Genomic DNA, 23,830 nt, shown 5'->3' on the forward strand with positions numbered 1-23,830 from the left:
TGCGGTACATCCTGCAATACGATAAAGATATACCGATTAGAAGTATCTCTCTTAGCAGCACTGAAAAATTACATTGATTTTAGGCTGACGAAAGATGATGGCAACTTTAGGAGTCAAGCACAACAATACCTAATCGTGTTACAGATCACAACTAGCAATAGTGAAATTAATTAAACTGACTGCTAAATCCTCTAAAAAAACTTATGCAACACTTTTTATTAACTTGGCTCGGTACTGCGGTGGCGTTATTTCTTACTGCTAATATCGTTCCGGGATTCTTTATCAAGAATTTTCTGACTGCCTTAATTGCTGCCCTTGTTATTGGTCTGGTTAATGCATTTATTAGACCAATTTTGCAAATTTTGACATTTCCAATTACCTTACTCACCTTTGGTTTATTTACATTGGTGATTAATGCCTTAGCCCTTTGGCTGGCAAGTGTCCTAACTCCTGGTTCTGGTTTTGAGATTCAGGGCTTTTTACCTGCTTTGTTAGGTTCAATTGTGCTAGCAATTGTTTCTAGCATAATTAACTATTTTTTGAGAGTTGTTGACTAGAAAAATTAGAGAACTTTTGTAATACTAATATTTAAAGCTTGGGCAACAGCAAAAGTTACCGCTCCTGGTTGCCCTTGTATTTGGAAAATTTGTTTAGGAACTAAAAACTTCACCCGCAATTCCTCTATCTTTGTAAAGGGGAAAACAGTCAACGATGTGAGTTGAGAGGCTGCAAGAATAGCAGCTGCCTCTGCTACGCTAGGTGTACCTACTTTATCGTCGGTAATTGTGGCAGGATTGGGGACACAGACAGAGCTAAGGATTTTCGCAGAAAAGGTTTTTAGAGGCAAATTGCGGAGGCGACAAAGTTTTACTAAGCTTTCCTCCGAGGCTTTAGTGTCAATGGTAGCAATACCTGCGATCGCACTTGGAAAAAGTTGATTTTCTCGAAAGACTTTCTCAATTGCCCAATCAATCAGCTGCCATGATGTTCCCCGTTTACAACCGATTCCTACCCATAAAACCTGTTGTAATTGGTGTATTTTCTTACTCAGTTCGTCAGAGTTTGACATGATTGGGTTTACTCCAACAGCCAACCAAATAAATCTCCCACCGTTAGCCTCAACTCACTTGCAAAATCTGGCACAGGGAGTAAAGCTTCTAGTTCATCCAACATGATTGGCTGTTGATTGCGGATGTACACAAATACTGTTTGTTCTTCTGGATCGATCAGCCAACCCATTTGTGTTTCATAATTCAGGCAATGTAAAATATTTTTTGTAACTTTCGTTTGTCTTTGGTCAGGCGATAGAATCTCAATAGTCCAATCAGGAGCTGCTTGGAATACGTTGGCAACTTCACCATTTTCATCACGGGGAATTCTTTGCCAAGTAAACACAGAAATATCTGGCACTATTGACCTTCCACCAAAAGTACAGCGCAGTTCTGGAAAAGCACGAGCAATTCGCTTGGGCTTGACTGCTAAGTTGACAGTGCTAACCATTTCACCTTGAATTATACTGTGCTTTCCCTGTGGCATAGGTTTTTGAATAATTTGGCCATCGATGTATTCACTAGCGGGCTTCGTTTCTGGTAGCATTAGAAATTCTGCCAAAGTTATGTTTTTAGATGGTGTCCGTACCATAAGCGATCGCCTCCAAATCCAGCAAATTTTCTTAACAACCCGCAAAGGACACAAAGAAAAAATCAGCTTTAACTTAACTCTTACTCTGCGTACCTACCCTGCCGGAAGCCGAAGCGCCTATGCGCTACCTCAGCGCACCTACCCTACGGGAAGGCGAAGCGCCTATGCGTTAAAAAATATTACATCCTTTCCAATACCTGAATTCCCAACAAAGATAATCCCAACTTCAAGGTTCTAGCAGTCAAATCACACAGAATCAACCGAGATATTCGCTGCGGTTCCTCCGCTTGTAGTATAGGACAGCGATCGTAGAATTGGTTAAACTTCTGACTCAGTTCAAACAAATACTCACATAAACGATTGGGTAGCAACTCTTGCTCTACACTACTAATAACTTCATCCAGTTGAAGTAAATATTTTGCCAACGCTAATTCTGTTTCATGCTGCAACAAAATGGCATTATTTCCCAACTCTTTAAAGTTAATATTACCCTTGCGGCTAATCCCATGAATCCGCGCATAAACATACAGCATATAGGGCGCAGTATTACCTTTAAGATCCAGCATTTTGTCGTAGCTGAAGATGTAGTTACTCGTGCGATTTTGGCTTAAGTCTGCATACTTAACTGCGCTGATTCCAACTACCCTAGCAACTTCATTAATAAATTCTTCAGTTTCAATACGTTCTTCTTTTTGTAATCTAGTTTTGAGGTCAGCATGGGCACGAGAAACAGCTTCATCTAATAAATCCCGTAACCGCACAGTATCCCCAGAACGAGTTTTGAATTTTTTACCATCTTCTCCTAACACCAACCCAAAGGGAACATGGACTAATTCCACATCATCGGGTATCCATCCGGCTTTGCGTGCCACTTGGAAAAATTGAGTAAAGTGGTTTGCTTGTCCAGCATCGGTTACATAAATTATCCGTTTTGCTTCATCCTGCTGAATTCGGTAACGGAGAGATGCTAAATCTGTTGTGGCGTAGTTATAACCACCATCTGATTTCTGCACAATTAAAGGTAAAGGTTCACCTTCTCTATTTGTAAACCCTTCCAAGAAAACACATTTTGCCCCTTGGTTTTCTACCAGTAATCCAGATTTTTCTAAATCTTCCACAACTCCTGCTAGTAATGGATTGTAGAAAGATTCCCCGCGTTCAGTTAATTTGATATCCAGCAACTCATAAATTATTTGAAACTCCCGCCGTGACTGTTCGCACAATAGTTTCCAAGCATGAAGTGTATCTTCTGCACCTGCTTGTAATTTGACGACTTCTTGGCGTGCTGTTTCTTGAAAAGCTTCATCTGTATCAAACCGCAGTTTGGCTTTGCGATAAAAAGAGACTAAATCACCAATATCTAAAGCATTAGCGGTGGTAAGCGCATCTGGGTAAACTTCCCGCAGATAGGCGATTAACATTCCAAACTGCGTACCCCAATCACCAACATGATTTAACCGCAGTACATCATGTCCAAGAAATTCTAAAATCTGAGCGATGGAGTCACCAATAATTGTTGAACGCAAGTGTCCGACGTGCATTTCTTTGGCAATATTCGGACTAGAAAAATCCACAATTTCCCGCTTCGGCGTTTTCGCGGCTGGAACTCCCAGTCTGGGATCGGCTTGAATCGCGTTTAGTTGTGCTTCTAAATATGCTGTTTTCAGTTTGAGATTGATAAATCCTGGCCCAGCGATTTCCGGCGGTTCGCAGATTTCGGATACATCTAGTTTCAGGGCGATCGCACCTGCGATCGCTCTTGGTTGCAATCCTAACTTTTTACTCAGGGATAAAGCCACATTCGCCTGATAATCGCCAAATTTAGGATTGCTAGCAGGAACCAAAATTGGATCTACTCCAGCCAAGTCAGCGCCAAAAGCCGCGATTAAAGCCTGCTCTAAAAGAGTTTTTAGTTTTTCTTGTGTAGCGTTCATATATAGATTTTATCTGTGAAAGGGGGAATGTAGCTCTGGAAAAGCTTGATTATTTTAACCTTAAAAGATATTCATCAAGTCTAGGCAAAGACTGTCATTTTAAGGTACAACCCCCTTAAATTGTCTTCCATCCTTGGCATAACTTCCAGATTCTGACGATACCGAAGTCGATTTTGACAGACTACTACTAGTTAATCAAGTCAACAAAAGCGTAGTACGTAGTAAGCACTTGAGTGCTTAAAACAAAGACTAAACTTATTTCCCCAGGTTTCTTTGATTTGATAGATTACTACGTTTTCCAACGTAAGTACGGAGATAAACTCTGTTTGTATAGCAGCGTATTAACTAAGCCTTGGCTCAGTTGATACGGATGACGGCGTACTATTACTTATCTACCTCATTTAAATGAAAATTCCTATAGATTAAGCTTTTAGCATTTCACTATAGAAACTGCATATCTGATTTTCATAAAAAATATAAATCCTTCATCCAATTCTCATTAGATATAAGTTTAATTACTAGGTACTAATAACAGGTTAATATCAAATATAAAATAGCTCTTTTAAGTGAAAACACTTTAAATAAAGAGCTATTTAAATATACTAGTAAAAGTAAATAAACAGATTGACGTTGCAGAAATATAGCTGTTAGAAGTAAAAGACAAGCGAAGACGGATAGCTGCTCAAGAAGCATTATCTAAATTCTTTTTCCTACTTAATGGCTCATAATATGAAACCTAATTTATTCACAGCTTTGATTGCCGCTACAGCTACATTGACCGGATTAGTTTCCAAAGTAGAAACTGCATCTGCTGCTGATTTTAATTGGAATAGCTCTTGGACTCAACCAACTATATATAATAAGTCTCAAACTGGTTTTAACGACACTCCTTTCCAACAATTTGTCCAAGCAGAAAGCGCTGCTCTTCCAAACAGCGGACAATTTAAATTAGACCCCAATAAATTAAACCTAAAATACAACCACGATGTTTCTGTTTACTTTATTAATGAGGGTGCAGGTTATAGAAACCAGTTAGCCTTTGAAGCTACAGGAGCTACTAAGAAGTCTGGACTGCTTTTTAATGATATTTCTTGTGAAGGGACTGGATGTGTTGGCGGCTGGGGCGGTAACGCACTAAAACTAGGTGATGGGGTGAAAGTTGGTAATGTTACCGCAGGTACTCAACTAGACTTCTGGTTGAGAGCTGATGGTTTGAACCGTGGCAACTCTGCCAATATCTTTGGTACTGATACTGCCTCTAACGCTGACGGACTACAGCACGCGGTTGCTTATGCTTACAACAACTACATCCTCCTGGCATTCGAGGATTTATACGGTGGTTTACACGCTTCAGGGGTAGATTCGGCAACTGGTAAGTGGAACGAAGGCTCCGATCGCGACTTTAATGATGTTGTCGTCGTTCTTGATGTCGGTGAGGCAAATGTTAAAGCGTTAATTGGTGCTACCGTTCCTGAACCATCTGTTACTCTATCAATGTTTGCGGTGGGAGCAGTTGGTATGTTTGGATTGCGCCGCCGCCGTCAAAGTCGCACTTCTCACTAAACTTGGAAACGGTGCTTAATATAGGGTGCGTTTAGTTTCATTGGAAGATAACAAGCGATCGCTCCCATTTTCACCCGTATAAATAATCTACGGGTGATTTTACGTTTTTTATACCAGCATTTATATTTTATCTATTGCGATCGCGTTCTAAATCATCAATAACTTTTTGCAAATACCACTCGTCTGACATCCCAGGATGGTAATCCCGGTTTTGCTGAATCAATCGTTCGGCAATTTCCCAGTATCCCCCAACCATTCGTAAAAGTCGCTGACGTAGCAGGTGATATTTTTGCTTTTTTGATGGACTAAATTTCTGGATTTTTTCTAGGCTATTTAAGACTTGTTGATAATTTTCCCAGTCTTCTTGTTCGCAAAAGATACTCGCCGCCCGTTGATAATCTTCCACGGCATTATGTATTTCTTCTAAGCAAGTATAGGCAATGCCGCGATTGTAGTAAGCTTGAGCATCATCAGAATTGATTTGCAGCGCTTGCGTGTAATCTTGAATTGCACCAAGATAATTGCCCGTTGTCCGATAGGCATTACCTCTGGCAATATAAACTAAGACATCTTCAGGTTGCATCTGGAGTGCTTGGTTAAGATCCGCGATCGCCCCTTGATGATCTCCTAAGATAGAACGTGCTTTACCTCGGTTGCGATAGACAATGGCATCTTGAAAATTTAGTCGTAATGCTTGATTAAAATCTGCGATCGCTTCTCGATAATTTCCCATTTTACAACGCACAACCCCACGACAGCAGTAAGCTTGGGCATCTTGCGGATCGGCTTTTAATATCCAGTTTAAATCGGCGAGTGCTTCTTGGGTATCTCCCTTTTCAGCCTTTTCTAATAATTGCGTGAAATAATCATTAGTGGATAAAATTGGCGCATTAGTGGAACGCGATTCCTCAAGGACAGGTAATTCTTTAGGTTGTAGCTGTTTAATTCGTTCTAGACAAAGACGACAATTTTCTTTGTCTTGTTGCTCTAGATATAACCCAGCAGCTTTTTTAAAGTTAGCGATCGCATCTTGAATATAACCCTGTTTGCGCCGCACCATTCCCCGTAGATTATAAGCAGCAGCATAATTAAGATTGAGACGAATCGCGCGTTCAACATCGTCTAGCGCCCCCGATAAATTTTTCAGCGCTACTCTAGCCAATCCCCGACAATAATATGCCTCGACACTCTCAGGATTCAGCTTCAGAGCTTCGGTATAATCTGAAACAGCTTTCAGGATTGCTCCTGAGTCATAATATGCTAAACCCCGCTGCAAATAAGCTTCGCTAAAGTAAGGTGTTAGTTGTAAAGCATGGTTAAATTCCTCAATTGCTCCCGCGTAATCTTTTCGCCTAGCCTTTTCCAATCCTCTATTGTAGAATTCGTCATTCATGACATTTGTTTGGTTGATTCAGTTAATTGAATTCCAGCAGGCTTGTTTCGTAGCCTAATCTATGCACTCATCTTCATATTTTAAGTATATTTCATAGTTTTTGTGAAATAAAACTAACACTTGCCCTAACTTTTGATAAATGGAATATTGTATACATCCAGATTTTGGAGTTCAGTTTAGTGAAATATCAATAATCAAATTTATTATTAAATTCAGCCGTTTGTGGCTATGTATTTTATACAGTTACGATTCTAGTTGATCTAACTATAGAAAAAATTATAGCTTTATTAACTGACATAAAAATTTTAGCCACATTATCACATTTATTCTGTTCAATTAACAGTAAAAAATTGGGGAAATGACTAGATTCAATTCCCCGGCTTTCGTAGATTGTAAAATATTTATGGTTAACTAAAATTCAGAATTTAGGAGTCAGAATATTTCAAAAATCAGCAGGAAATTCCTGTAATCAATATACTAAGTAATACTCGATTTATTCTGAACTCTGCTTTCTGGGTGCTGAAATTTTACACTAACATTATTCTGAAAGCAAGCTGGGAGAAGTCAGAACAAAAACATCCCAATTTCCTTGAGCCTCAGTTTGTGGTTTTATAGGATTGGCGTAGTGGAAAAACTCATGGTCATTAACCAATAGGAGTTCTCCCGGATTTAGAATTTTACTAAATACAGGCTTTTCTTTTTTGGCAGTATACAGATGTGTTTCTCCACCTTGAATATTCTCTCTATCTACTGAGAATATGCCAATAAAATCAGTGCCATCTTGATGGATACCTTCAGGTGCTGGATTACCAAAATTCTCTGGAGAACAACTAATTCTAATTTGATGAACTCCGATTTCAGCTTCAGGATGAAATTTACAAGAATCACTAAATGCCAAAACGAGATTTTTGAAAATATCAAGTTCTATGAGTGCATCATCTAATTCTGCAAACTCTCTTTTTATGTCACCCGCTAATCGATTATACTCTTTACTTTGAAAAAAGACGCCATGAGGTAATTTGATTAACTGATTTCCAGAGACTGTGAACCGAGATAATCTTCTAGAACGATAATTGCCTTTGATATAAGGGTCAAGAGGCATACTACTAAAAAATGGCTTGAAACCTTCTAGACCGATCGAATTTACCTTTCTGAGAGTAAATAGAAAAGCATATTCTAATTCCGTTGCCGTCCACACTTTTTGCATAGGATTTACCTCCTTGCACGTTAAAATTCTCCCGGATTTGTTTGGGAGGCTTGTAATACTTAGTCTATGCTACTTTTTGTTACTATGTTGTCAATTTAACTACAAAAATTGACAATTCATGATAGTTAGAGTTCCTCAAATTCTGTTACAGGGCGCAGTAGTTGCTGAAAAGATTTGCAGATAGGGGTTCAGTGGGCAAAGAATCAACGTATATTTACAAACAGCAACAAGGATTCCATAATGATAGATTGGCTTTACCGTTACCCACCTTTGTATCCCGGTATTTTACTCAAGCGTTACAAGCGGTTTTTTGCTGACGTTCAACTTACTTCTGGCGAAATAGTGACAGCACACTGTCCCAATACAGGGCCAATGACTGGAGTATCAACACCTCTAAGTGCGGTACAGCTTTCCAAAAGCGATAATCTTAACCGCAAATTGGCTTACACTCTAGAACTAATTCAGGTACATGACAATGAGCCGACTTGGGTAGGCATAAATACTTTTTTGCCCAATCGGGTGGTAAAGCTAGCTTTGGCGAAATATCTTTTCTCGGAATTGGGTGACTATAGCCAAATTAAGGGCGAGGTAGTTTATGGGCTAGATAAAAAAAGTCGAGTGGATTTTTTCTTGACGGGGAGTAATGAGAAACGCCCGATTTATTTAGAAGTGAAAAATACAACTTTGTCTGAGGGGAGATTAGCCCTATTTCCTGACACGGAGACTACCAGGGGGCAAAAACACTTGCGAGAATTAATGGCGCTGTTACCTTTGACTCGTGCGGTGATGCTTTATTTTATCAATCGGGGTGATTGTATCGAGTTCTCTCCTGGCGATCGCACAGATCCTATATATGGTAAATTATTGCGGGATGCGATCGCTCTCGGTTTAGAAGTCTTACCTTGCCGTTTTGACATTTCTCCCGAAGGTATCCGTTATTTAGGTTTGGCAAAACTAAAAATTTGATTGCATCTAATTAAGAGAGACTAGCAATTGCAACATTTCTACACGCATAAAACAACAAATCTATCTAGATCCTATCTAGATAGATTTGTTGGTAGTTGATGTTTGCTAAAAAACATTCAACCAGACTGTAATGAATAAACGACTATAGGTAGTCGTCACCCCAGAAATAGCATTCGCTATTCTGACGTTTAGTTATGCAGGAATCAAAACTGTGTCAATGACGTGGATGACACCGTTATCAGCAGCAACATCTGCTGTTGCAACTTTTGCATCATTTATCTTGACGCCATTAGAAGCGTCAATTTTTACATCTGAACCTTCAACAGTTTTAGCTGTCTTCAGTTTAGCCACATCAGCAGCTAGTACTTTCCCTGATACCACATGATAGGTCAAGATTTTTTTGAGCTTTGGAATATCTTGAAGTAATGCGTCTACTGTACCTGCTGGAAGCTTATTAAATGCTTCATCGGTGGGTGCAAAAACGGTAAATGGCCCAGCACCTTTAAGTGTATCTACCAAACCAGCCGCTTGGATTGCTGCAACTAGTGTCGTGAAAGAGCCATTGTTAGTGGCAGTGTCAATTATGTTGGCCATGTGCTTTATTTAGTTCTGTGTAACTTGTTACAAATCTAAACTATTTGTTCAATAAAATCTATCTATCATTAGGCGTATGACAAATTATTTCTTTTATTGGTAATATAAAAATTTATATATATTTTTATACAAATAAAGAATTATATGTACATCGTCCAGGTGGATAAGTTATGAGCATTGCTGGATGCGATCGCCTGTACCACTGTGTAGAAAAAAGAGCGATCGCATCCAAGATTATCAGTACAACACTCAAAATACCAATAAAGTTAGTTAAATGGATAATTTAAAGTATTTTGTTGGTAGAAATGTTTAAAAGCTTCTGACAATTTTATCCCAAAAACCATGCTGTGTGAGAGAAAACGTGGTTTTTAGAGAACTTAAATATACTTGCATTAACTTTTTGTCAGGATTTGTTAACCAAATAAGTTGGTAAAAGGTGTATTTAACTGATATTATTTTATCACTAAATAAATTTCACTCGCTGTTTGTGTAATTCCACCTGGAAATAACAAACGGGCAATCACAATTGCTAAAAGCATTAGTGTCATTGCCCGTCTATTTCCCTAATTTATCATGCGTAGGATTTACGCCAAAACCTTCTCTAACTTCCATTTATCTGTGGTTGGTATTTCTGTTGCCTGTGCGTAAGTCAGGTATGTCAATAAAGAGACCTTTAGGTAATATTTTCCCCAAACTATGACTTTCATGAACAGAAGAAGACTTATCGCTTGGATTGCTACGGCAGTTACCAGCATGATGCTGGTAATAGGCTCTCAGTTTGTCAATTTTTCGCCAGCCAACTCTGCAACTACACTTAACGTGTATGCGGCTAGCAGCTTAACAAACGCGATGAATGACATTAAGACTCAGTACCAAAGTGCTAACCCAAGTGTCAACGTTGTTTATACCTTTGGTGCTTCTGGTACTTTACTTAGTCAAATACAAGCAGGAGCTCCAGCAGATATTTTCATTTCTGCTGCCACCGACCAACTAGATGTCTTGCAGAATTCAAGCCCAAGCAAAATAGTATCAGGTAGCCGTAAAAACGTTGTCAAAAACCGTCTAGTTTTGATAGCTCCGACGACAGCTCCTGTTAGTGCTGGTAGTGCGGCTCTGACTACCATCAATGGTTTGACCAACGCCAACATTACTGGTATTGCTATAGGTGATTACACAGGTACTCCACCAGTTGTACCAGCAGGAAATTATGCCAAACAAGTTCTGACTAGCCGAGGTATTTTCACTACCGTTAGTCCCAAATTATACCTTGGCAGTAATGTGCGTACCGTTTTAACTGCTGTTGAAAATAAAACCCTAAATGGTCACACCATCGATGCAGGTTTTGTTTACAAAACCGATGCTGCCCTTTCTAACAAGGTAAGAGTCGTAGAAACAGCTCTAACAACAGAGAGCGATCCGATTACCTATCCACTGGGTATACTCACCAGAACTACAGTTTTGTCGACAGCACAAAGTTTTTCTACCTACTTAAGTGGTGCTACTGCCCAGAATACCTTCAAAAATACTTACGGGTTTATCTTGCCTTAATCACCACAAAGAAAATCAATCAAGTACTCGCTGTCGTGAATTTTGAACTATTTGGAGTTATGTCTTGTGAAGTTCACTAAAAAACTCTCAATTATTTTTTGTAGTTTGACTACTGCTCTCCTTAATGCTGCTGTGATTACCAATACTTATAAGTCAGCAGCACAAGCAAATGGACCAGAACTGATTACCAACGGGGGATTTGAAAACGATTCTCTTGTAGATCCGAATAATCCCAATGCTACAAATCCTAATGTTACAGGATGGATTAAAAATGGCGATCCGGTAGATACATCAGGTACTAGAATTGACAATTTTCCTAACACTGCGAATCAGGGTTTATCGTTTGGTGGATTTTCCGCCTTGAGCTACATATCACAGAATGTCCCTACAGTTGTTAATCAATACTACAAACTTACTTTCTATTTAGCATCAACAGAGGAAGCACCTGACCTAGATAATCAATTTCAGGCTTTTATACGTGAAAAGCCGGTTTGTACGAAAAAAAATACTTCTTACCAACCCTACACACAATACACGTTTTATTTTCAAGCCAAAGAAACATCCACTGAGATCAGGTTTGCTTCCAGAGTCAAGTATGCATTTTTATATTTGGATGATGTGAGTTTCCAATCTACAGAGAAACTAGGGCAAAACTCTGTTTGTGAGTGACGCTGCTGGGAGTGAATAAGCCACAGCTTGCAAGCTAACCCTCACTCTCTTAAAATCCCAAGCGATATCTGGCTCTATAGTGCTGAGAATGCCACTTAAATTCATCTGATTAAAAAACTCCATCATCGTTTTATCGAGAGATGATCTATGGTGAATAACTAACTTTTATCAACCTGGATAAAGTGTTGATTTTTCTTGACACCAATTAGAGCCAGCATAAATCTAACTATCACCTTGTTTGAATTGTCGTAATTTAGAATTATTTGGAGTCAAGTTTTATGAACTTCACTAAAAAACTCTCAATTATTGTTTTTAGTTTTACTACTACCTTAATTAGCACTGCTGTAATTACTAATACTTCTAATACCGCAGTACAAGCGGCAGAACTTGTTAAAAACGGAAGCTTTGAACTCGATCCTCTTGTAGATCCTAACAATCCCAACACTACAAATCCGAATATTACAGACTGGACTAAGGCTGGCGATCCGATGGATATATCAGGAATAAGAATAAGCAATTTTCCTCAGCATAATAGTGGTAATCAGGGCTTATCACTTAGTGGATTTATAGACCTCAGCTACATATCACAAACACTTTCTACACAACCTGGTCAGCAATACGAACTTAGTTACTATTTAGCATCTATAGATGAGGCCCCTGACCTTGATAATCAATTTCAGACATTTGTAGGTGGAAATAAGCTTTTTGATCAAAAAGACATTTCTTTTCAACCATACACGCAATATAAGTTCAATTTCACAGCAGATACATCATCCACAGAGTTAAAGTTTGGGGATTGGGATAAATATGGATTCTTATACTTGGATAATGTGAGTGTAAAACCTGTGCCTGAGCCATCAACTATTGGAGGAATAGCAGTTACTGCTGGTTTATTGGGAATATGGCTGAAGAAAAAGAAGGCAATTAGCTAGAAAGAATAACCTTTTTTTTAACTTTTGGAAAAGAACAGATCATAAATCCCTCAAACTACTGCGAGTAGTTATGAGGGATTTGGTCATCTTCTACTCCAATCCAGTTTCAGTCATGTTTTCTTGGTTGGATGAAATCAATACATCAGATAACACTGATTATGTAATTACGTTAAAAAAGAACCAAGGTAATCTTTATGATGAAGTTGAAAAACTATTCCAGTTAGGCATAGGCACAGGATTTCAGAGGATTCAACATAGCACCTATAAAAAAGAAAAATTAACTATTTTTCAAAATTAATTTACTCTTATATACCCAATTAATGACTTTTATAGTCTTAATAAAGAGTTATATCTTTGAAGATGAGATAATTTATATTTTAGAGAAAATTCCATTTATTTTATTTATCAACTTATGAGATTTTACAGTTATTTAGATAATTGAGAAATTCTTTTTAGTTTTTATTAGTAAATAAGAAGCGTTTGCCCTGGTAATAATTTGCTTTTGAGCTTCTACTGCGGACAACTTATGGTTGCCGTGACATCAAGATTGTCAGTAGAGCGGAATGTGGGTTAAATTTCTGCTAACTGGAGAGATTCAATTACCTGACGGGCTTGAACGAGATTATCTGGCTTTTGAAGAGTATTTTCCTGAAGTTGCAGCAGTAAATCAACGTACTGTCGATATACGGGTTCTACGCTTTCGCAGAAAGAAAATTGTACGTCAGGATTAATCGCAACTAAATCATTACGAAGGGATTTGAGCGCGGACTGTATTACCTAAACTAAGTAAAGCATTACTTTGGGCGATCGCATCTTTCACTACTCTAGGGGCTATTAAGTTTTGGTTACACAACACAGTGCTGGAATCATGTTCACCCGTCCCTCACGTCGCCCTGACTTAAGTGCATGGAAACGTTTCCCTCTTTCATTCCAAGCATAATCATATTGATCTCGATTATCCATCCCAGACTCATCAAGATAGACAATCTTTTCTGCAGATAGGGTGGACAACTGTGCTACAAAAGCCTCTCGTTTGCTTTCATCGCACTCACGGTAGCCATAAGTCTTTTTTTTCGAGTCAAGCCAATTTTCTGCAACGCCCGCGAGATGGTACGATCGCTAATCTGCTCTTCCCACAGTTTTGCCATCTCAACTTGAGTTTTATCTCCATTAGATAAGGCAAACTCGCGGAATTTTGTCCAATCGGTGATAAGAGTGCCCATTACCGGGAGGTTGATTAGGCAACGCTTGAAAGTCCCCAGTAACGTCCAGCCGCTTTAACCATAGGTTGATGGTGTTGCGACTAATACTAAATAGAAGACAAGATCCACTAATCTTCAATCCATCAAGCTTTATGGCTTGGATAACTTTCTGACGCAAGTCGTAACTGTAGGGTTTGGGCATGAAATGAGTCCGATCGCGCCGAAGGACGATTTGAGACTACTTCCAGTTTATGTCATAACCACCTTGGCGCTTGCTATATCAACAATCACCCCATACCCGTCTTTTTGCGGCTAGATTATGGATTTCCATTTATCGATCTGAGCGATCGCGGTAATAACACTCAGGATGATGGCTTTTACTTTAGCCTTCGCTATCAACCCTAACTAAAGCCTATGGTAATCATAACTAATTCTGCGGGCATGATATTATTTGAGCCGCATTTGAGCTAGTCGAGTTTAATCAGCAAAATCCTATTTCACTTACTCCTTTTGGTATTTTACGCAAAGAATATGCCATTTGACTGACTCATTTTGGTAAGTGACGCGATTATTTCAGTATTTTCCACAGTTAATTACCTGTCCTTCTGATTTATTCTAATATTGAACTAAAAAATTAACCTCTTTCTTCAGGAATTTGAATGTTATCCTGTGTATGTACACAAAGAGAGAAATTATAGTTTAAAAATTAAGAAAGATTTACAAGAGAAAACTTATGACACAACCTAACTCGCAAGACAAAAACAGCTTTCTTTACCCTCGTAGTCGGTATTATGGGAAATTTCAGCCAGAGAACTTTGTATTTAATGCCAACCTCCAAGAATTCTCTCAAAAAATTAGTTACATCACTTCCCTAGAAACAGGGGGTAAATTGTCTCAGGAAGAGGCTTATCAGCAAATTAAGTCACTTTGGAAAGAGTTGAAACATAGCAAAAAACAATTGTCTATTGGCAAAAATCCAGAAATTTAAACTAATGGTAAGGAGGTATTCGGAATTTATTAAATCTATTGCAAAAGTAAAAAACCGCCCAAAAATCAACTTCTGGGCGGTTTTTTACTTTTGCAAAAAGTCTCTTTTTCGTGATGTTAATTCTAGTAATTACAAGTAATACCAATTATGTATAAAGATGCGCCAAATTATATAAGGAACGAACCGCATAGACACAAAGCGGCTACTCTTACGAGAACGCTAAGAGCGTTCTCGCAGGATCGGGCGCATTCACGTAGCGTCTCGTTAGAGAGGACACAAAGGAAGAAAGAAAATTTGGCGCAGCCTCACAAAGAAATGGTATAATAAATAATAGACACAAAATTTTAAGCATTTACATTTTTTTTCGTTAGATGTCTAGTTAATTATCTTCTAGCAAAGTCCAGAAATAACCATCTGGTGCAATAAAAGAGAAACTCGTCTCGCCGAATTCATTACTAATAATGTCTGTAACTTTTTGTGCAGTACTTGCCTTGATGCGATCGCAATATTCCTGTATTCCTTTAACCCGATAGGTATATAAAGACATACCCAAGCTACCTGGTTGGGCTGCTTCAAAGCGCGATTCCAAATTAATAGATTCTGGGAATCGAACGATATAAAGTCTACCACTACGTGTAGCCATTAGGTCAGACTTAGAAGAACGAGGATCGTCAAAGGTAGTGACAATAAACTTTTCACCAGGATTTAGGTCAAAAATATCTCGACCTGCTGGCGAAGATTCATAGCTAGTTTCTACACCATCACGCACACGCAGCAAACCCAAAACTTCTTCATAAAACTTCAGGGTTTCTTTGCTGTCATCCTGAACGATAATCCCTATATGAGTAAACTGACTAGTCTTGAGAGGCGCATTATGGTTAACTTGTCCGTAATGCGGTAGTGTATAGCCAAACCGTTGAAACAAAACCTGTCGAGCTAAGGGTTGCAATAGCAGCATTTCTCGTACACCAACTGCTGGCTCAATAAAAGGACGGCTTTTCCTCTCTTTGTTGTAGATGACTTCCCAATAAGGGTAAGAGTATCTAATAGGGAAACCTGCTGCCTTTGCATCCTCTATATGATTTAAAATACTCAAGACATCCGCAGTTAAGCTTGTTGCCCAACGATTTCCCTTAATTTTCATTGACGCTGTTCCCAAACCTTCATTTGTGGGATTTTGCCAAACCATCAGCCGAATCAAACCATGATCTGCATTTTGGTGGTAGAGGCGGATTGAGCGTAAAGACGAATTCACCCCATATAATTGATGGGCGACATCTGCGGTTAATTCACCCACTTCACCAATGCGATAGCCAAATTGCTCCCAATACTGAATTGCAGAAATTGGTTCTGGAATGCCGATGCAGACTTCATAGATACCTGCAATTGTCGTTTGTTGTTCTTGAGTCATAATCAGTGCTGAGTTGGGAGAGAGGCGATGAATCGCGTCTGTACAAGAAAGAGTGAGAAGTAGAGAAGCGATTCATCGCGTCTGTGTTTACAAAAGTATCTCTTAAAGAATCCGAAAAGCAACAACTTTATTTTGTAGCTTATGATGTACCTACAAAAGCGAGATTTAGCGATCGCTATCAAGTTTTTTTAACAGGAGTTAAGCTATGACGCAGCGACTGACTCAAGAGCAATTATCACAAATAGTTACAGAAGTTGAAGGTCTGCAATTGCGTCGGGAAGCGGAACTAGACCAACAGCAGGTTAAAGAAATTTTACAGGAGTTAAATTTACCGCCAGAGTTACTAAATGAAGCGCTGATTCAATTAAATCGCCGCCAAGCATTAGAGGTACAACAACGCCGGAATCGATGGATTGTCTCTGGAGTGGTGACAGTTATATTGGTTGTCATTGCATCTACAATATTTTTCATGCAGCAGCAAAATTCTACACTTTCCCGTATTTATGCTCAACAAGACCGCATCACTTTGACACAAGATAATGGCGGGGACTTAAAGACAATTTCCCGCCAAACCAATCCAGAAGTGTTGTATCGTGTCACCTTAAAGGATGCACCCTTGGGTAAAAAGTTGGCTCTTTCCTGTAATTGGATTGACCCAAGCAGTCAAATTGTCAAGCAAAACAACTATCAAACCCGCGAGATTAATACCTCTGTCTGGGATACCCAGTGTCGTTACACTATTAACCCAACTGCAACTGTCGGTAATTGGAAAGTGCAGATGTTGTTGGAAGGTCGGCAGATTAGCGATGCAACCTTTGAAGTTAAATAGTCCAGATGGGTATCCCACATCACTTTCTTGGCTATTGGGGTTACGGCGTTCAACAGGATTTGGAAGCGCTGTTAACTAGTGTTGTAGATAAAAGGGGAAAGGCTTTGAAGTTTTTTGCACCGGAAAATTTTCCTCTTCCCATCTGGAATGTTGTTCATATAGGACTTGATAGCAATTCCCCGTCGCAACAAAATCAAATTGCTGCCATCTTTGCATCAGGATTATTTAGTTCACCCGATGCTTGGGTAATCCAGGAAAACAACTGCCTAATTTTGGGAAGAGAACCTTTCGGAAAGATGCCTTTGTATTGGACTGTGCAAGGACAAATAATCTGGTTTGCATCCCAACTGCAATTACTTTTACCGATTTTGCAACAGTCAGAAGTTAGCATTCCTGGGTTATATGGTTATAGCTGTTTTTCTTACGTTCCCACGCCCTTAACTCCTATTAATGGCGTGTTTGCAGTTCCAGGGGGAACTGAATTAGTTTGGCAGAGCGATCGCCAATCAGGTAAGCTGCAAACACCTAAATCTAGAAACATCCACTCGTGGCGGGAAGCGCCAGAACAGTTAACAGATGAAGCTACAGCAATTACCGAATTGCAAACTCTCCTGAAAGACTCGATTGAGCGACAGATTGCCGATTTAAAAGATGAGCCTGTCGGGGTGTTTCTCTCTGGCGGACTCGATTCTTCAGTGGTGGCGGCGCTGCTGGTACAAGCAGGGGTGAAAGTCCGCGCCTACACTTTAGATTTTGGTAACGCAGGGATTCCAGAATATCCATACTCTGAACAAGTCGCCCAGTTTCTCAAAATTCCGCTTGTTAAAGTTGCAGTAACCCCAACTTCGATCGAGAATTCCTTAATTCCGACTGTGCAAGCATTGGATTTGCCTTTTGGAGATGGCGTGTGTGTGCCGTTGTATCTCCTATCTGAAAGAGCGAGTCAGGAAACTCAGGTAATTTTTAACGGTGAAGGTGGAGATCAATTGTTTGCCGGTTGGACGAACAAACCTTTAATTGCCGCAGGTGTTTATCAAGCAGAAAATCCCGCCGGACAGGAAACTTTTATCCAGCAATATCTCCGCACCTTTCATCGTCTTGGGGGATACGAATCTCAAGTTTATCAGCCAGAGGTTTATGCACAGATCCAAAATTTGCATCCTGAAGATTGGTTGTTAACAGCTCTAGCTCAAGATGAGTGTCCATCTTTGCTGCATCGCCTCCGCCGTGCTAATTTGATGCTCAAAGGAGCGCAGAATATCCATCCCCGTGCGACTGCATTGGGGTTTGCTCATGGGTTGTGGGTGCGATCGCCTTTTTGTGATTTACCTCTAGCTGAGTGGACATTCCGCCTATCTGGAGAACTCTGTTTGCAGGGTGCTTGTGAAAAATATATCCTCAAACGGGCTGTAGAAAATTGGCTTCCACCCGAAATTGTCTGGCGACAAAAACGTGGTATGGGGGTTCCTTTAACTTCTTGGTGTTTAAATGATTTTTGGCATCAACTCGGCATTTGGCTCAATCCAGAAATACTTCGCGCCAACAATCACTTTTATCCTCACATTGCAGCCCAAATCGTTGAAGGCAAACTAGGAGCAGCTATTCAAGGCCGTCGAATTGGTGAAACACTCTGGTTACTAATTATGTGGCAACTTTGGCGATCGCACGTTTTAAATGAAAAACTAAGTAAACAGTCTTGGGATCATCCCTTTTGGTTACATCGTTGGCTATGGAGAAATTACAAAATAATTCGTAATGACGCTCGATGACTCGCTAACGTAATTCGTAATTCGTAATTTACTGTATCGGTATTTTTGGTAAATGGTATCAAATAATTTAACTCAAAATCGCCTTAATCCCCCATTCTCCAGGGAACTTGCTCAGGAGTTACTGAATAACTACGGTTCTCCGCTTTATGTTTATAATGGCGATCGCTTGGGCGAAACTATTGAGCGGATTACCAAAGCAGTCAGTTATCCCCGCACGCAATTTCGCTTTGCTAGTGTTACTAATGGCAACATTGCGCTGTTAAAAATTTTTCGCTCCTTTGGGTGGGGACTTCACGCCAATACGCCAGGAGATATTTATTTAGGATTGCAAGCTGGTTTCGATCCTAGTGAGATTGTTTATAGTGGCAGTAATTTGAATTGCGCTGAGATGCTACAAGTCATAAATTGGGGAGTTACAACACTCAATCTTGATAGCCTCGCTCAGTTGCAGTTGTGCTGCGAAGTTTTGCCCAAACACAAAGAAAAATCTATTCGGCTGGGTTTACGCCTCAATTTACCAGAAATTACCGGAGATAGCCGCATTGGTGTACGTCCAGAGGAATTTGCTGATGCGATCGCTTTAACTGCTGAGGTGGGATTAAAGCTGAGTGGTTTACACTTCTATCGAGGTACTGGAACTAATGCCACAGCCGCTTTTACCCAAGTAATTGATACGGTAATCGCCACAGCACAAAAGTTACTTGATTGGGAATATTTAGATTTTGGTGGTGGCTTTGGCTATCCTTATCACCACAACAAAACAGCCTTTGACTGGGAAATATTTGGGGCTGAGTTAACCGAGAGAATTACTCGTTTAGGACGGGAAATTGATTTGGTGATTGAACCAGGACGAAGTGCGATCGCTGGATGTGCAACTTTGCTTGCTCAAGTTGTTTCGGTGAAATGGCAAGGAGAAAAACAGATTGTTGGAGTTGATACCACCGTTGCCAATCTTTCAGTACCCTCAGTACACGGCGGCTACCGAGAAATCATCACTTGGAAGCAAGCAGATAATCCATTTACAACCGATATTTGTGGGAACACCACCTATTCACGAGATTATCTGGGGAAAAATTGCCAACTCCCAATTTTAGAAATTGGCGATATCGTTGCCATTCTAGATGTCGGTGCTTATGGTTATGCAATGTCGTCTCACTTTTTACATCGCCCCAAACCTGCGGAAATCTTGCTAGAAAATGGCACGCATCGCTTGATTCGTCGGCGGGAAGATTACAGTGTTTTATTAACAAATCAGGTGTTAGATAACTAACATCAATTAACCATTATGAAGTGTATTAACTGCGGAACTGACAATAAACTAAAAGATCGGACAGCTAATCAAGGTCGGTGTCTAAAATGCAATCATACTTTTGCCTTTGAACCGACTAGTATGAGTAATGTTCAGATTACCGATCCTTTTTTTGCAAAAGCGATCGCTGACATTTCTGTAAACAATACCTTATTTTTTACACCCAAGCAACTACTTTATTTTTTAGATAATCGTCTAAAACAAAGCTCAAAGTCAATTTCACGATTTGGCTGGTTACTTCCTTTTTTATTTATTAATTTTGTTACATCATTAACGATTTTTATACCGCTAATAGTAAATCTTGCGTTTATTAATTTCTTTTATGCAAGTAGCAAATCAACTAAACTCAATCTTGTAAGTCGCAAACAGAATGCGAGGAATTTACAAATCATAGGAGTAATTATCCTTTCCATAGGAATTCTGGCTTTAAAGTCATTTACCCTCTTTGTCATTATTGTGATTATAGGAATGCTACCTATATATTTAGGAACTCGACAGCTAAGGCGGATTCAATTATTAATACAAGACTTTTTAATTTCACAATCTCAGGTTAAAGATTGGCTAGATCGCTGGCAGCAAATCAATGGGTCAATTGTCAAAATTCTTCCTTCACCTAAGCAGGAAAATACACCAGTCACGGTTAATCCTGATGTGACTGCTTACAGTTTTGATAGATTAGTCGTTTGTGATAGTGCTAGTATTGCTCAACTATTAATCGCTAATAATTTTCACTTTGAAAATAACTGTGCAATTCTTAGCATTACTGGATATCCCCAAAGCATTTTTGACACCACAATGCAAATGCTTCGGCGCAATCCCGATTTGAAAGTCTATGCAATACATGATTGCAATCCACGAGGAATTGCTTTAGTTCATAATTTGAGAATCAATGCTAATTGGTTTCTCAATAGCGAGATTGTAATTATTGATATTGGACTAACGCCACGTCAAATTATCGCTACGAAGCGCGGAATGTTCATTCAATCCTCTCCAGAGTCGGCGCAAGCAACTAAACAATTGCCTGAAGAAGTACGTCAAAGCTTATCTGCTGAAGAATTAGCATGGTTAGAATCTGGAAAGTTTGTGGAATTAGAATCTTTCACTCCCCAAAGAATAATTAAAGTTCTGCAAAAGGGTATTGCTGGCAGTCAAAATTTAGAAAGTGATGATAGTAGCTTGCTTTTAGTCGGCGATACAGGAAATGATATGTACGTTGTTCAAAGTTTTGGTTAGTATTCTCATTTAAATTGTGGGGGCAATTCATGACTTGCTCCTACATGAATAAAGTGCAGTCTCACATAAGATTTGTTTAATTGATTTACAGATTAGATTTATTCAATTTGTTGGTTTAACCAAGCTTCTAAATCAGAAATAGCTGAAAAGTCTAACAAAGCCTCTCCTAACGCCTCCAATTGTTCAATAGATAATCCTTGAACTCGCTCAATAGTAGATGAATCAATCTCACCAAAACGGCGATTTAATTGACGTATAATTAAACGTTGTTCGCCTTGTTGTACAGCTTGCTCTCGGTCTTGTTGATAAAGTGGTTTTAATCGCATAATTAACTCCCGATCGTCTTCTTCTGAATTTTGATTAACTTGCAAGTTTTGTCGCAAGTTATAAAGTAATTCTAGCGTTGCTCTGCAAAATGGATGATTTGATGGTAGTGCTTCTAATTCATCTATGGCTTGTTTTTGTAATGTTCCTCGACCGAGAATTCTTAACCACAGGGTTTCTTGGGTGCGCGGTAACTGGTGAATTGCAACGATGGGTGTAGCAAGCTTTAAAAGTAAGGCATAATACGGTTTCCCAATTCTCAACTTTCAAAATATTTAGGAGATTAAACAATGGTTCAGGTTCGCTATGGTGGACAGAACGGCCAACAGTATGAATTTGCTATCAGTAACGAACACGTTGTAGTGCGTACCGAAAGCCGTAACACTATTGTTGGTGCAAGATCCTTTGAAGTCGCACCTGTATCACCCATAGCTCGTAATATCCTCAATCAATTTGAGTTAAAAACACGGTTTCGGCAAGCGGGTGTAGAAATTTTGCAAGCAAAAGTTCCGAATCAGGGTATCGCTTTGCGCGATCGCGCTCGTGAAATTCTCAACAATGAGTCTGAAGTCCAATTTGCCGGACGTGTCCTCATCGATCCAGTATCCCAACAACCTGTAGTCTACACTGAAAACCTTTTTGTTAAATTTGATAGCGAAGAAGAGTCAAGGGGCTGCCAAGAGGTTTTAAGACGTTACAACTTAATAATTAAACGCCAACTTGAATACGCACGAAATGCTTATTTTGTCAGTGCGCCCGCAAATACTGGTATAGCGGTTTTTGACATCGCCGAGAGACTTTTAAATGAGGAATCAGTTGAACTGTGCCATCCTGAATTAGCGCGTGAGTCACGCCAACGTCAGGTTTTCCCGCAGCAGTGGCACTTAAAGCAAACAACAATTAACGGTATAATAATTAATGCCCATGCTAACGTTGAAGCCGCTTGGAAGTTGAGCAATGGCACCGGGATGATTATTGCAATTATCGACGATGGTGTGGATCTCGATCATGAAGAGTTCCGTTCCTCTGGCAAGATTGTTACCCCGCGTGATGTCACACGTAAAACGAACAATCCCAGACCGGGAAATGATAATAACCACGGTACATCCTGTGCAGGAGTAGCTTGTGCAAACGGTAATTTTGGGGCATCTGGTGTAGCACCGGGGGCAAAACTCATGCCGATTCGTTTAGATTCAGCGCTGGGGTTGCAGGATGAAGCAGATGCTTTTATTTGGGCGGCTCAAAATGGTGCTGATGTTATTTCTTGTAGTTGGGGCCCAGCAGACGGTACTTGGTTTGAGCCAGACGATCCTGTACACAAGCAAAAAGTACCTTTGCCTGATTCCACACGACTTGCTATAGATTTTGCAATCAATAAAGGACGCAATGGCAAGGGTTGTGTAATTTTATTCGCAGCTGGCAATGGTAACGAAAGCGTCGATAACGACGGCTACGCCAGCTACCAAAAGGTGATTGCAGTGGCAGCTTGTAACGACTACGGCACGAGAAGCGCTTACAGTGACTTTGGTCAGGCGGTTTGGTGCGCCTTCCCCAGCAACAATGGTGACAGTTCTCAAACCACTGGAATTTGGACAACCGATCGCTCTGGTGTACTTGGCTATAATTCGGGTAATCGAAATCTGGGTGAGGCTTTAGGCAACTATACAAACGAATTTGGCGGAACTTCTAGTTCCTGTCCAGGTGCAGCAGGTGTAGCCGCCTTGATTCTTGCCAGAAACCCAAATCTGCGTTGGGATGAAGTACGAGATATTTTTAAACGTTCCTGCGATCGCATTGATTCATCTGGAGGTAAATATGATGCCAATGGTCGCAGCCCTTTCTACGGTTACGGTCGAATCAATGCTCTCAAAGCTGTAGAATTGGCCAAACCAGCGCAAACATCGCCCATTAGTATTTTCCAGGCAGTGCAAGATATCCCAATAAACGACTTGCAAACATCAACATTGTCGGTGGCGATCGCTAATACCACCCTCCTAAAATCCATCAAAGTTAATGTAGATATCGAGCATACTTATATTGGGGATCTTGTCGTTACTCTTCTTCCCCCAGTGCAAATAGGCATACTTCCCATAGTTCTGCACGATCGCCAGGGCGGAGCTACAGATAATATTAAAACAACTTATGACGAGGTAAACACCCTTAAACTTGCTGCTTTTAAAGGTAAAAGTCCCCAAGGAACCTGGACTCTGGAAGTTGCAGATAAAGCTGAGGCAGATACAGGAAAGATTCGCAGTTTGACCATTGAAATTGGATTTTAAGTAGGGGCGCACAGCTGTGCACATAGGTGTCAATTTAAC

General features: G+C 39.9%; 19 protein-coding genes and 3 pseudogenes. 12 read left to right on the forward strand and 10 right to left on the reverse strand.

The features are described 5' to 3' along the window. Window positions 1-203: 203 nt before the first annotated feature. Window positions 204-557, forward strand: coding sequence for a phage holin family protein (locus tag NLP_RS14650; protein ID WP_104907020.1), 354 nt, complete (start codon window positions 204-206; stop codon window positions 555-557). Between the two features lie 5 nt (window positions 558-562). On the opposite strand, the gene NLP_RS14655 is transcribed toward NLP_RS14650, so the two are convergent. The 3 genes from NLP_RS14655 to argS all read right to left on the reverse strand — a co-directional run bounded on the left by NLP_RS14655 (window position 563) and on the right by argS (window position 3,575). Then, on the reverse strand, window positions 563-1,069 hold the full coding sequence (locus NLP_RS14655) for a cobalamin biosynthesis protein (RefSeq protein WP_104907021.1): 507 nt from the start codon (window positions 1,067-1,069) through the stop codon (window positions 563-565). An 8-nt stretch (window positions 1,070-1,077) separates the two neighbouring features. After that, a complete protein-coding gene (locus tag NLP_RS14660; RefSeq protein ID WP_104907022.1) occupies window positions 1,078-1,641 on the reverse strand; it encodes a Uma2 family endonuclease in 564 nt (187 codons plus the stop codon). 179 nt (window positions 1,642-1,820) lie between these two features. Beyond that, window positions 1,821-3,575 carry an arginine--tRNA ligase gene (argS, locus tag NLP_RS14665; protein WP_104907023.1) on the reverse strand — a complete coding sequence of 585 codons (1,755 nt, stop codon included), beginning with the start codon at window positions 3,573-3,575 and terminating at the stop codon, window positions 1,821-1,823. Window positions 3,576-4,304: 729 nt separating this feature from the next. Here argS and NLP_RS14670 point away from each other — a divergent pair. Then, a complete protein-coding gene (locus NLP_RS14670) occupies window positions 4,305-5,138 on the forward strand; it encodes a DUF4114 domain-containing protein (RefSeq protein WP_104909886.1) in 834 nt (277 codons plus the stop codon). 127 nt (window positions 5,139-5,265) lie between these two features. Here NLP_RS14670 and NLP_RS14675 read toward each other — a convergent pair whose 3' ends face one another. Next, a complete protein-coding gene (locus tag NLP_RS14675) occupies window positions 5,266-6,531 on the reverse strand; it encodes a tetratricopeptide repeat protein (RefSeq protein ID WP_104907024.1) in 1,266 nt (421 codons plus the stop codon). Window positions 6,532-7,069: 538 nt separating this feature from the next. Continuing rightward, window positions 7,070-7,738 carry a 2OG-Fe dioxygenase family protein gene (locus NLP_RS14680; RefSeq protein WP_104907025.1) on the reverse strand — a complete coding sequence of 223 codons (669 nt, stop codon included), beginning with the start codon at window positions 7,736-7,738 and terminating at the stop codon, window positions 7,070-7,072. A gap of 240 nt (window positions 7,739-7,978) precedes the next feature. Here NLP_RS14680 and sfsA point away from each other — a divergent pair, with 240 nt between their 5' ends. Further along, complete coding sequence (gene sfsA, locus NLP_RS14685) at window positions 7,979-8,704, forward strand: DNA/RNA nuclease SfsA (protein WP_104907026.1); 726 nt, start codon at window positions 7,979-7,981, stop codon at window positions 8,702-8,704. Window positions 8,705-8,896: 192 nt separating this feature from the next. Here the strand turns inward: sfsA and NLP_RS14690 are convergent, their stop codons facing one another. Then, entirely contained in the window at window positions 8,897-9,298 is a 402-nt protein-coding gene (locus NLP_RS14690; RefSeq protein WP_104907027.1) for a fasciclin domain-containing protein, read from the reverse strand. Between the two features lie 705 nt (window positions 9,299-10,003). On the opposite strand from NLP_RS14690, the gene modA reads away from it, so the two are divergent. The 3 genes from modA (at window position 10,004) to NLP_RS14705 (ending at window position 12,447) form a co-directional block, all read left to right on the forward strand. Further along, on the forward strand, window positions 10,004-10,846 hold the full coding sequence (modA, locus tag NLP_RS14695) for a molybdate ABC transporter substrate-binding protein (RefSeq protein WP_234017331.1): 843 nt from the start codon (window positions 10,004-10,006) through the stop codon (window positions 10,844-10,846). Between the two features lie 66 nt (window positions 10,847-10,912). Then, on the forward strand, window positions 10,913-11,515 hold the full coding sequence (locus NLP_RS14700; protein WP_104907029.1) for a DUF642 domain-containing protein: 603 nt from the start codon (window positions 10,913-10,915) through the stop codon (window positions 11,513-11,515). A 278-nt stretch (window positions 11,516-11,793) separates the two neighbouring features. Beyond that, complete coding sequence (locus tag NLP_RS14705; protein WP_104907030.1) at window positions 11,794-12,447, forward strand: DUF642 domain-containing protein; 654 nt, start codon at window positions 11,794-11,796, stop codon at window positions 12,445-12,447. Window positions 12,448-13,020: 573 nt separating this feature from the next. Here the strand turns inward: NLP_RS14705 and NLP_RS36085 are convergent. Beyond that, a pseudogene (locus tag NLP_RS36085) lies at window positions 13,021-13,209 on the reverse strand (hypothetical protein); the annotation flags it as partial. Window positions 13,210-13,302: 93 nt separating this feature from the next. Continuing rightward, window positions 13,303-13,851 (reverse strand): annotated as a pseudogene (locus tag NLP_RS34930) (IS630 transposase-related protein); the annotation flags it as partial. Window positions 13,852-14,382: 531 nt separating this feature from the next. On the opposite strand from NLP_RS34930, the gene NLP_RS14720 reads away from it, so the two are divergent. Then, complete coding sequence (locus NLP_RS14720) at window positions 14,383-14,637, forward strand: DUF7219 family protein (protein ID WP_104907032.1); 255 nt, start codon at window positions 14,383-14,385, stop codon at window positions 14,635-14,637. Between the two features lie 379 nt (window positions 14,638-15,016). On the opposite strand, the gene NLP_RS14725 is transcribed toward NLP_RS14720, so the two are convergent. Continuing rightward, window positions 15,017-16,048 (reverse strand): VOC family protein, encoded by a 1,032-nt coding sequence (locus NLP_RS14725; RefSeq protein ID WP_104907033.1) that lies wholly within the window; start codon window positions 16,046-16,048, stop codon window positions 15,017-15,019. A gap of 205 nt (window positions 16,049-16,253) precedes the next feature. Between NLP_RS14725 and NLP_RS14730 the strand changes: the two genes are divergently transcribed. From NLP_RS14730 to NLP_RS14745, 4 genes are read left to right on the forward strand one after another with little or no spacing between them, the layout of a single operon-like run. Then, the gene (locus tag NLP_RS14730; protein ID WP_104907034.1) at window positions 16,254-16,877 is read left to right on the forward strand and encodes a DUF3859 domain-containing protein; all 624 of its coding nucleotides are present in this window, start codon (window positions 16,254-16,256) and stop codon (window positions 16,875-16,877) included. A 5-nt stretch (window positions 16,878-16,882) separates the two neighbouring features. Continuing rightward, window positions 16,883-18,646, forward strand: coding sequence for an asparagine synthetase B family protein (locus NLP_RS14735; protein WP_104907035.1), 1,764 nt, complete (start codon window positions 16,883-16,885; stop codon window positions 18,644-18,646). A gap of 52 nt (window positions 18,647-18,698) precedes the next feature. Continuing rightward, window positions 18,699-19,916, forward strand: coding sequence for a diaminopimelate decarboxylase family protein (locus NLP_RS14740; RefSeq protein ID WP_104907036.1), 1,218 nt, complete (start codon window positions 18,699-18,701; stop codon window positions 19,914-19,916). A gap of 15 nt (window positions 19,917-19,931) precedes the next feature. After that, a complete protein-coding gene (locus tag NLP_RS14745; protein WP_104907037.1) occupies window positions 19,932-21,188 on the forward strand; it encodes a hypothetical protein in 1,257 nt (418 codons plus the stop codon). A gap of 98 nt (window positions 21,189-21,286) precedes the next feature. Here NLP_RS14745 and NLP_RS14750 read toward each other — a convergent pair. After that, a pseudogene (locus NLP_RS14750) lies at window positions 21,287-21,736 on the reverse strand (DUF4351 domain-containing protein); the annotation flags it as partial. A gap of 66 nt (window positions 21,737-21,802) precedes the next feature. Here NLP_RS14750 and NLP_RS14755 point away from each other — a divergent pair. Continuing rightward, a complete protein-coding gene (locus NLP_RS14755) occupies window positions 21,803-23,791 on the forward strand; it encodes a S8 family serine peptidase (RefSeq protein WP_104907039.1) in 1,989 nt (662 codons plus the stop codon). The last annotated feature ends 39 nt before the right edge of the window (window positions 23,792-23,830 follow it).

It is taken from the genome of Nostoc sp. 'Lobaria pulmonaria (5183) cyanobiont' (genome assembly GCF_002949795.1).
In the GTDB taxonomy this organism is placed as follows: domain Bacteria; phylum Cyanobacteriota; class Cyanobacteriia; order Cyanobacteriales; family Nostocaceae; genus Nostoc.

Bases quoted from the DNA above. Each gene is read 5' to 3' on its own strand.
- NLP_RS14650 (WP_104907020.1), top strand. From the start codon at position 204: ATGCAACACTTTTTATTAACTTGGCTCGGTACTGCGGTGGCGTTATTT.
- NLP_RS14655 (WP_104907021.1), bottom strand. From the start codon at position 1,069: ATGTCAAACTCTGACGAACTGAGTAAGAAAATACACCAATTACAACAG.
- NLP_RS14660 (WP_104907022.1), bottom strand. From the start codon at position 1,641: ATGGTACGGACACCATCTAAAAACATAACTTTGGCAGAATTTCTAATG.
- argS (WP_104907023.1), bottom strand. From the start codon at position 3,575: ATGAACGCTACACAAGAAAAACTAAAAACTCTTTTAGAGCAGGCTTTA.
- NLP_RS14670 (WP_104909886.1), top strand. From the start codon at position 4,305: ATGAAACCTAATTTATTCACAGCTTTGATTGCCGCTACAGCTACATTG.
- NLP_RS14675 (WP_104907024.1), bottom strand. From the start codon at position 6,531: ATGAATGACGAATTCTACAATAGAGGATTGGAAAAGGCTAGGCGAAAA.
- NLP_RS14680 (WP_104907025.1), bottom strand. From the start codon at position 7,738: ATGCAAAAAGTGTGGACGGCAACGGAATTAGAATATGCTTTTCTATTT.
- sfsA (WP_104907026.1), top strand. From the start codon at position 7,979: ATGATAGATTGGCTTTACCGTTACCCACCTTTGTATCCCGGTATTTTA.
- NLP_RS14690 (WP_104907027.1), bottom strand. From the start codon at position 9,298: ATGGCCAACATAATTGACACTGCCACTAACAATGGCTCTTTCACGACA.
- modA (WP_234017331.1), top strand. From the start codon at position 10,004: ATGAACAGAAGAAGACTTATCGCTTGGATTGCTACGGCAGTTACCAGC.
- NLP_RS14705 (WP_104907030.1), top strand. From the start codon at position 11,794: ATGAACTTCACTAAAAAACTCTCAATTATTGTTTTTAGTTTTACTACT.
- NLP_RS14720 (WP_104907032.1), top strand. From the start codon at position 14,383: ATGACACAACCTAACTCGCAAGACAAAAACAGCTTTCTTTACCCTCGT.
- NLP_RS14725 (WP_104907033.1), bottom strand. From the start codon at position 16,048: ATGACTCAAGAACAACAAACGACAATTGCAGGTATCTATGAAGTCTGC.
- NLP_RS14730 (WP_104907034.1), top strand. From the start codon at position 16,254: ATGACGCAGCGACTGACTCAAGAGCAATTATCACAAATAGTTACAGAA.
- NLP_RS14735 (WP_104907035.1), top strand. From the start codon at position 16,883: ATGGGTATCCCACATCACTTTCTTGGCTATTGGGGTTACGGCGTTCAA.
- NLP_RS14740 (WP_104907036.1), top strand. From the start codon at position 18,699: ATGGTATCAAATAATTTAACTCAAAATCGCCTTAATCCCCCATTCTCC.
- NLP_RS14745 (WP_104907037.1), top strand. From the start codon at position 19,932: ATGAAGTGTATTAACTGCGGAACTGACAATAAACTAAAAGATCGGACA.
- NLP_RS14755 (WP_104907039.1), top strand. From the start codon at position 21,803: ATGGTTCAGGTTCGCTATGGTGGACAGAACGGCCAACAGTATGAATTT.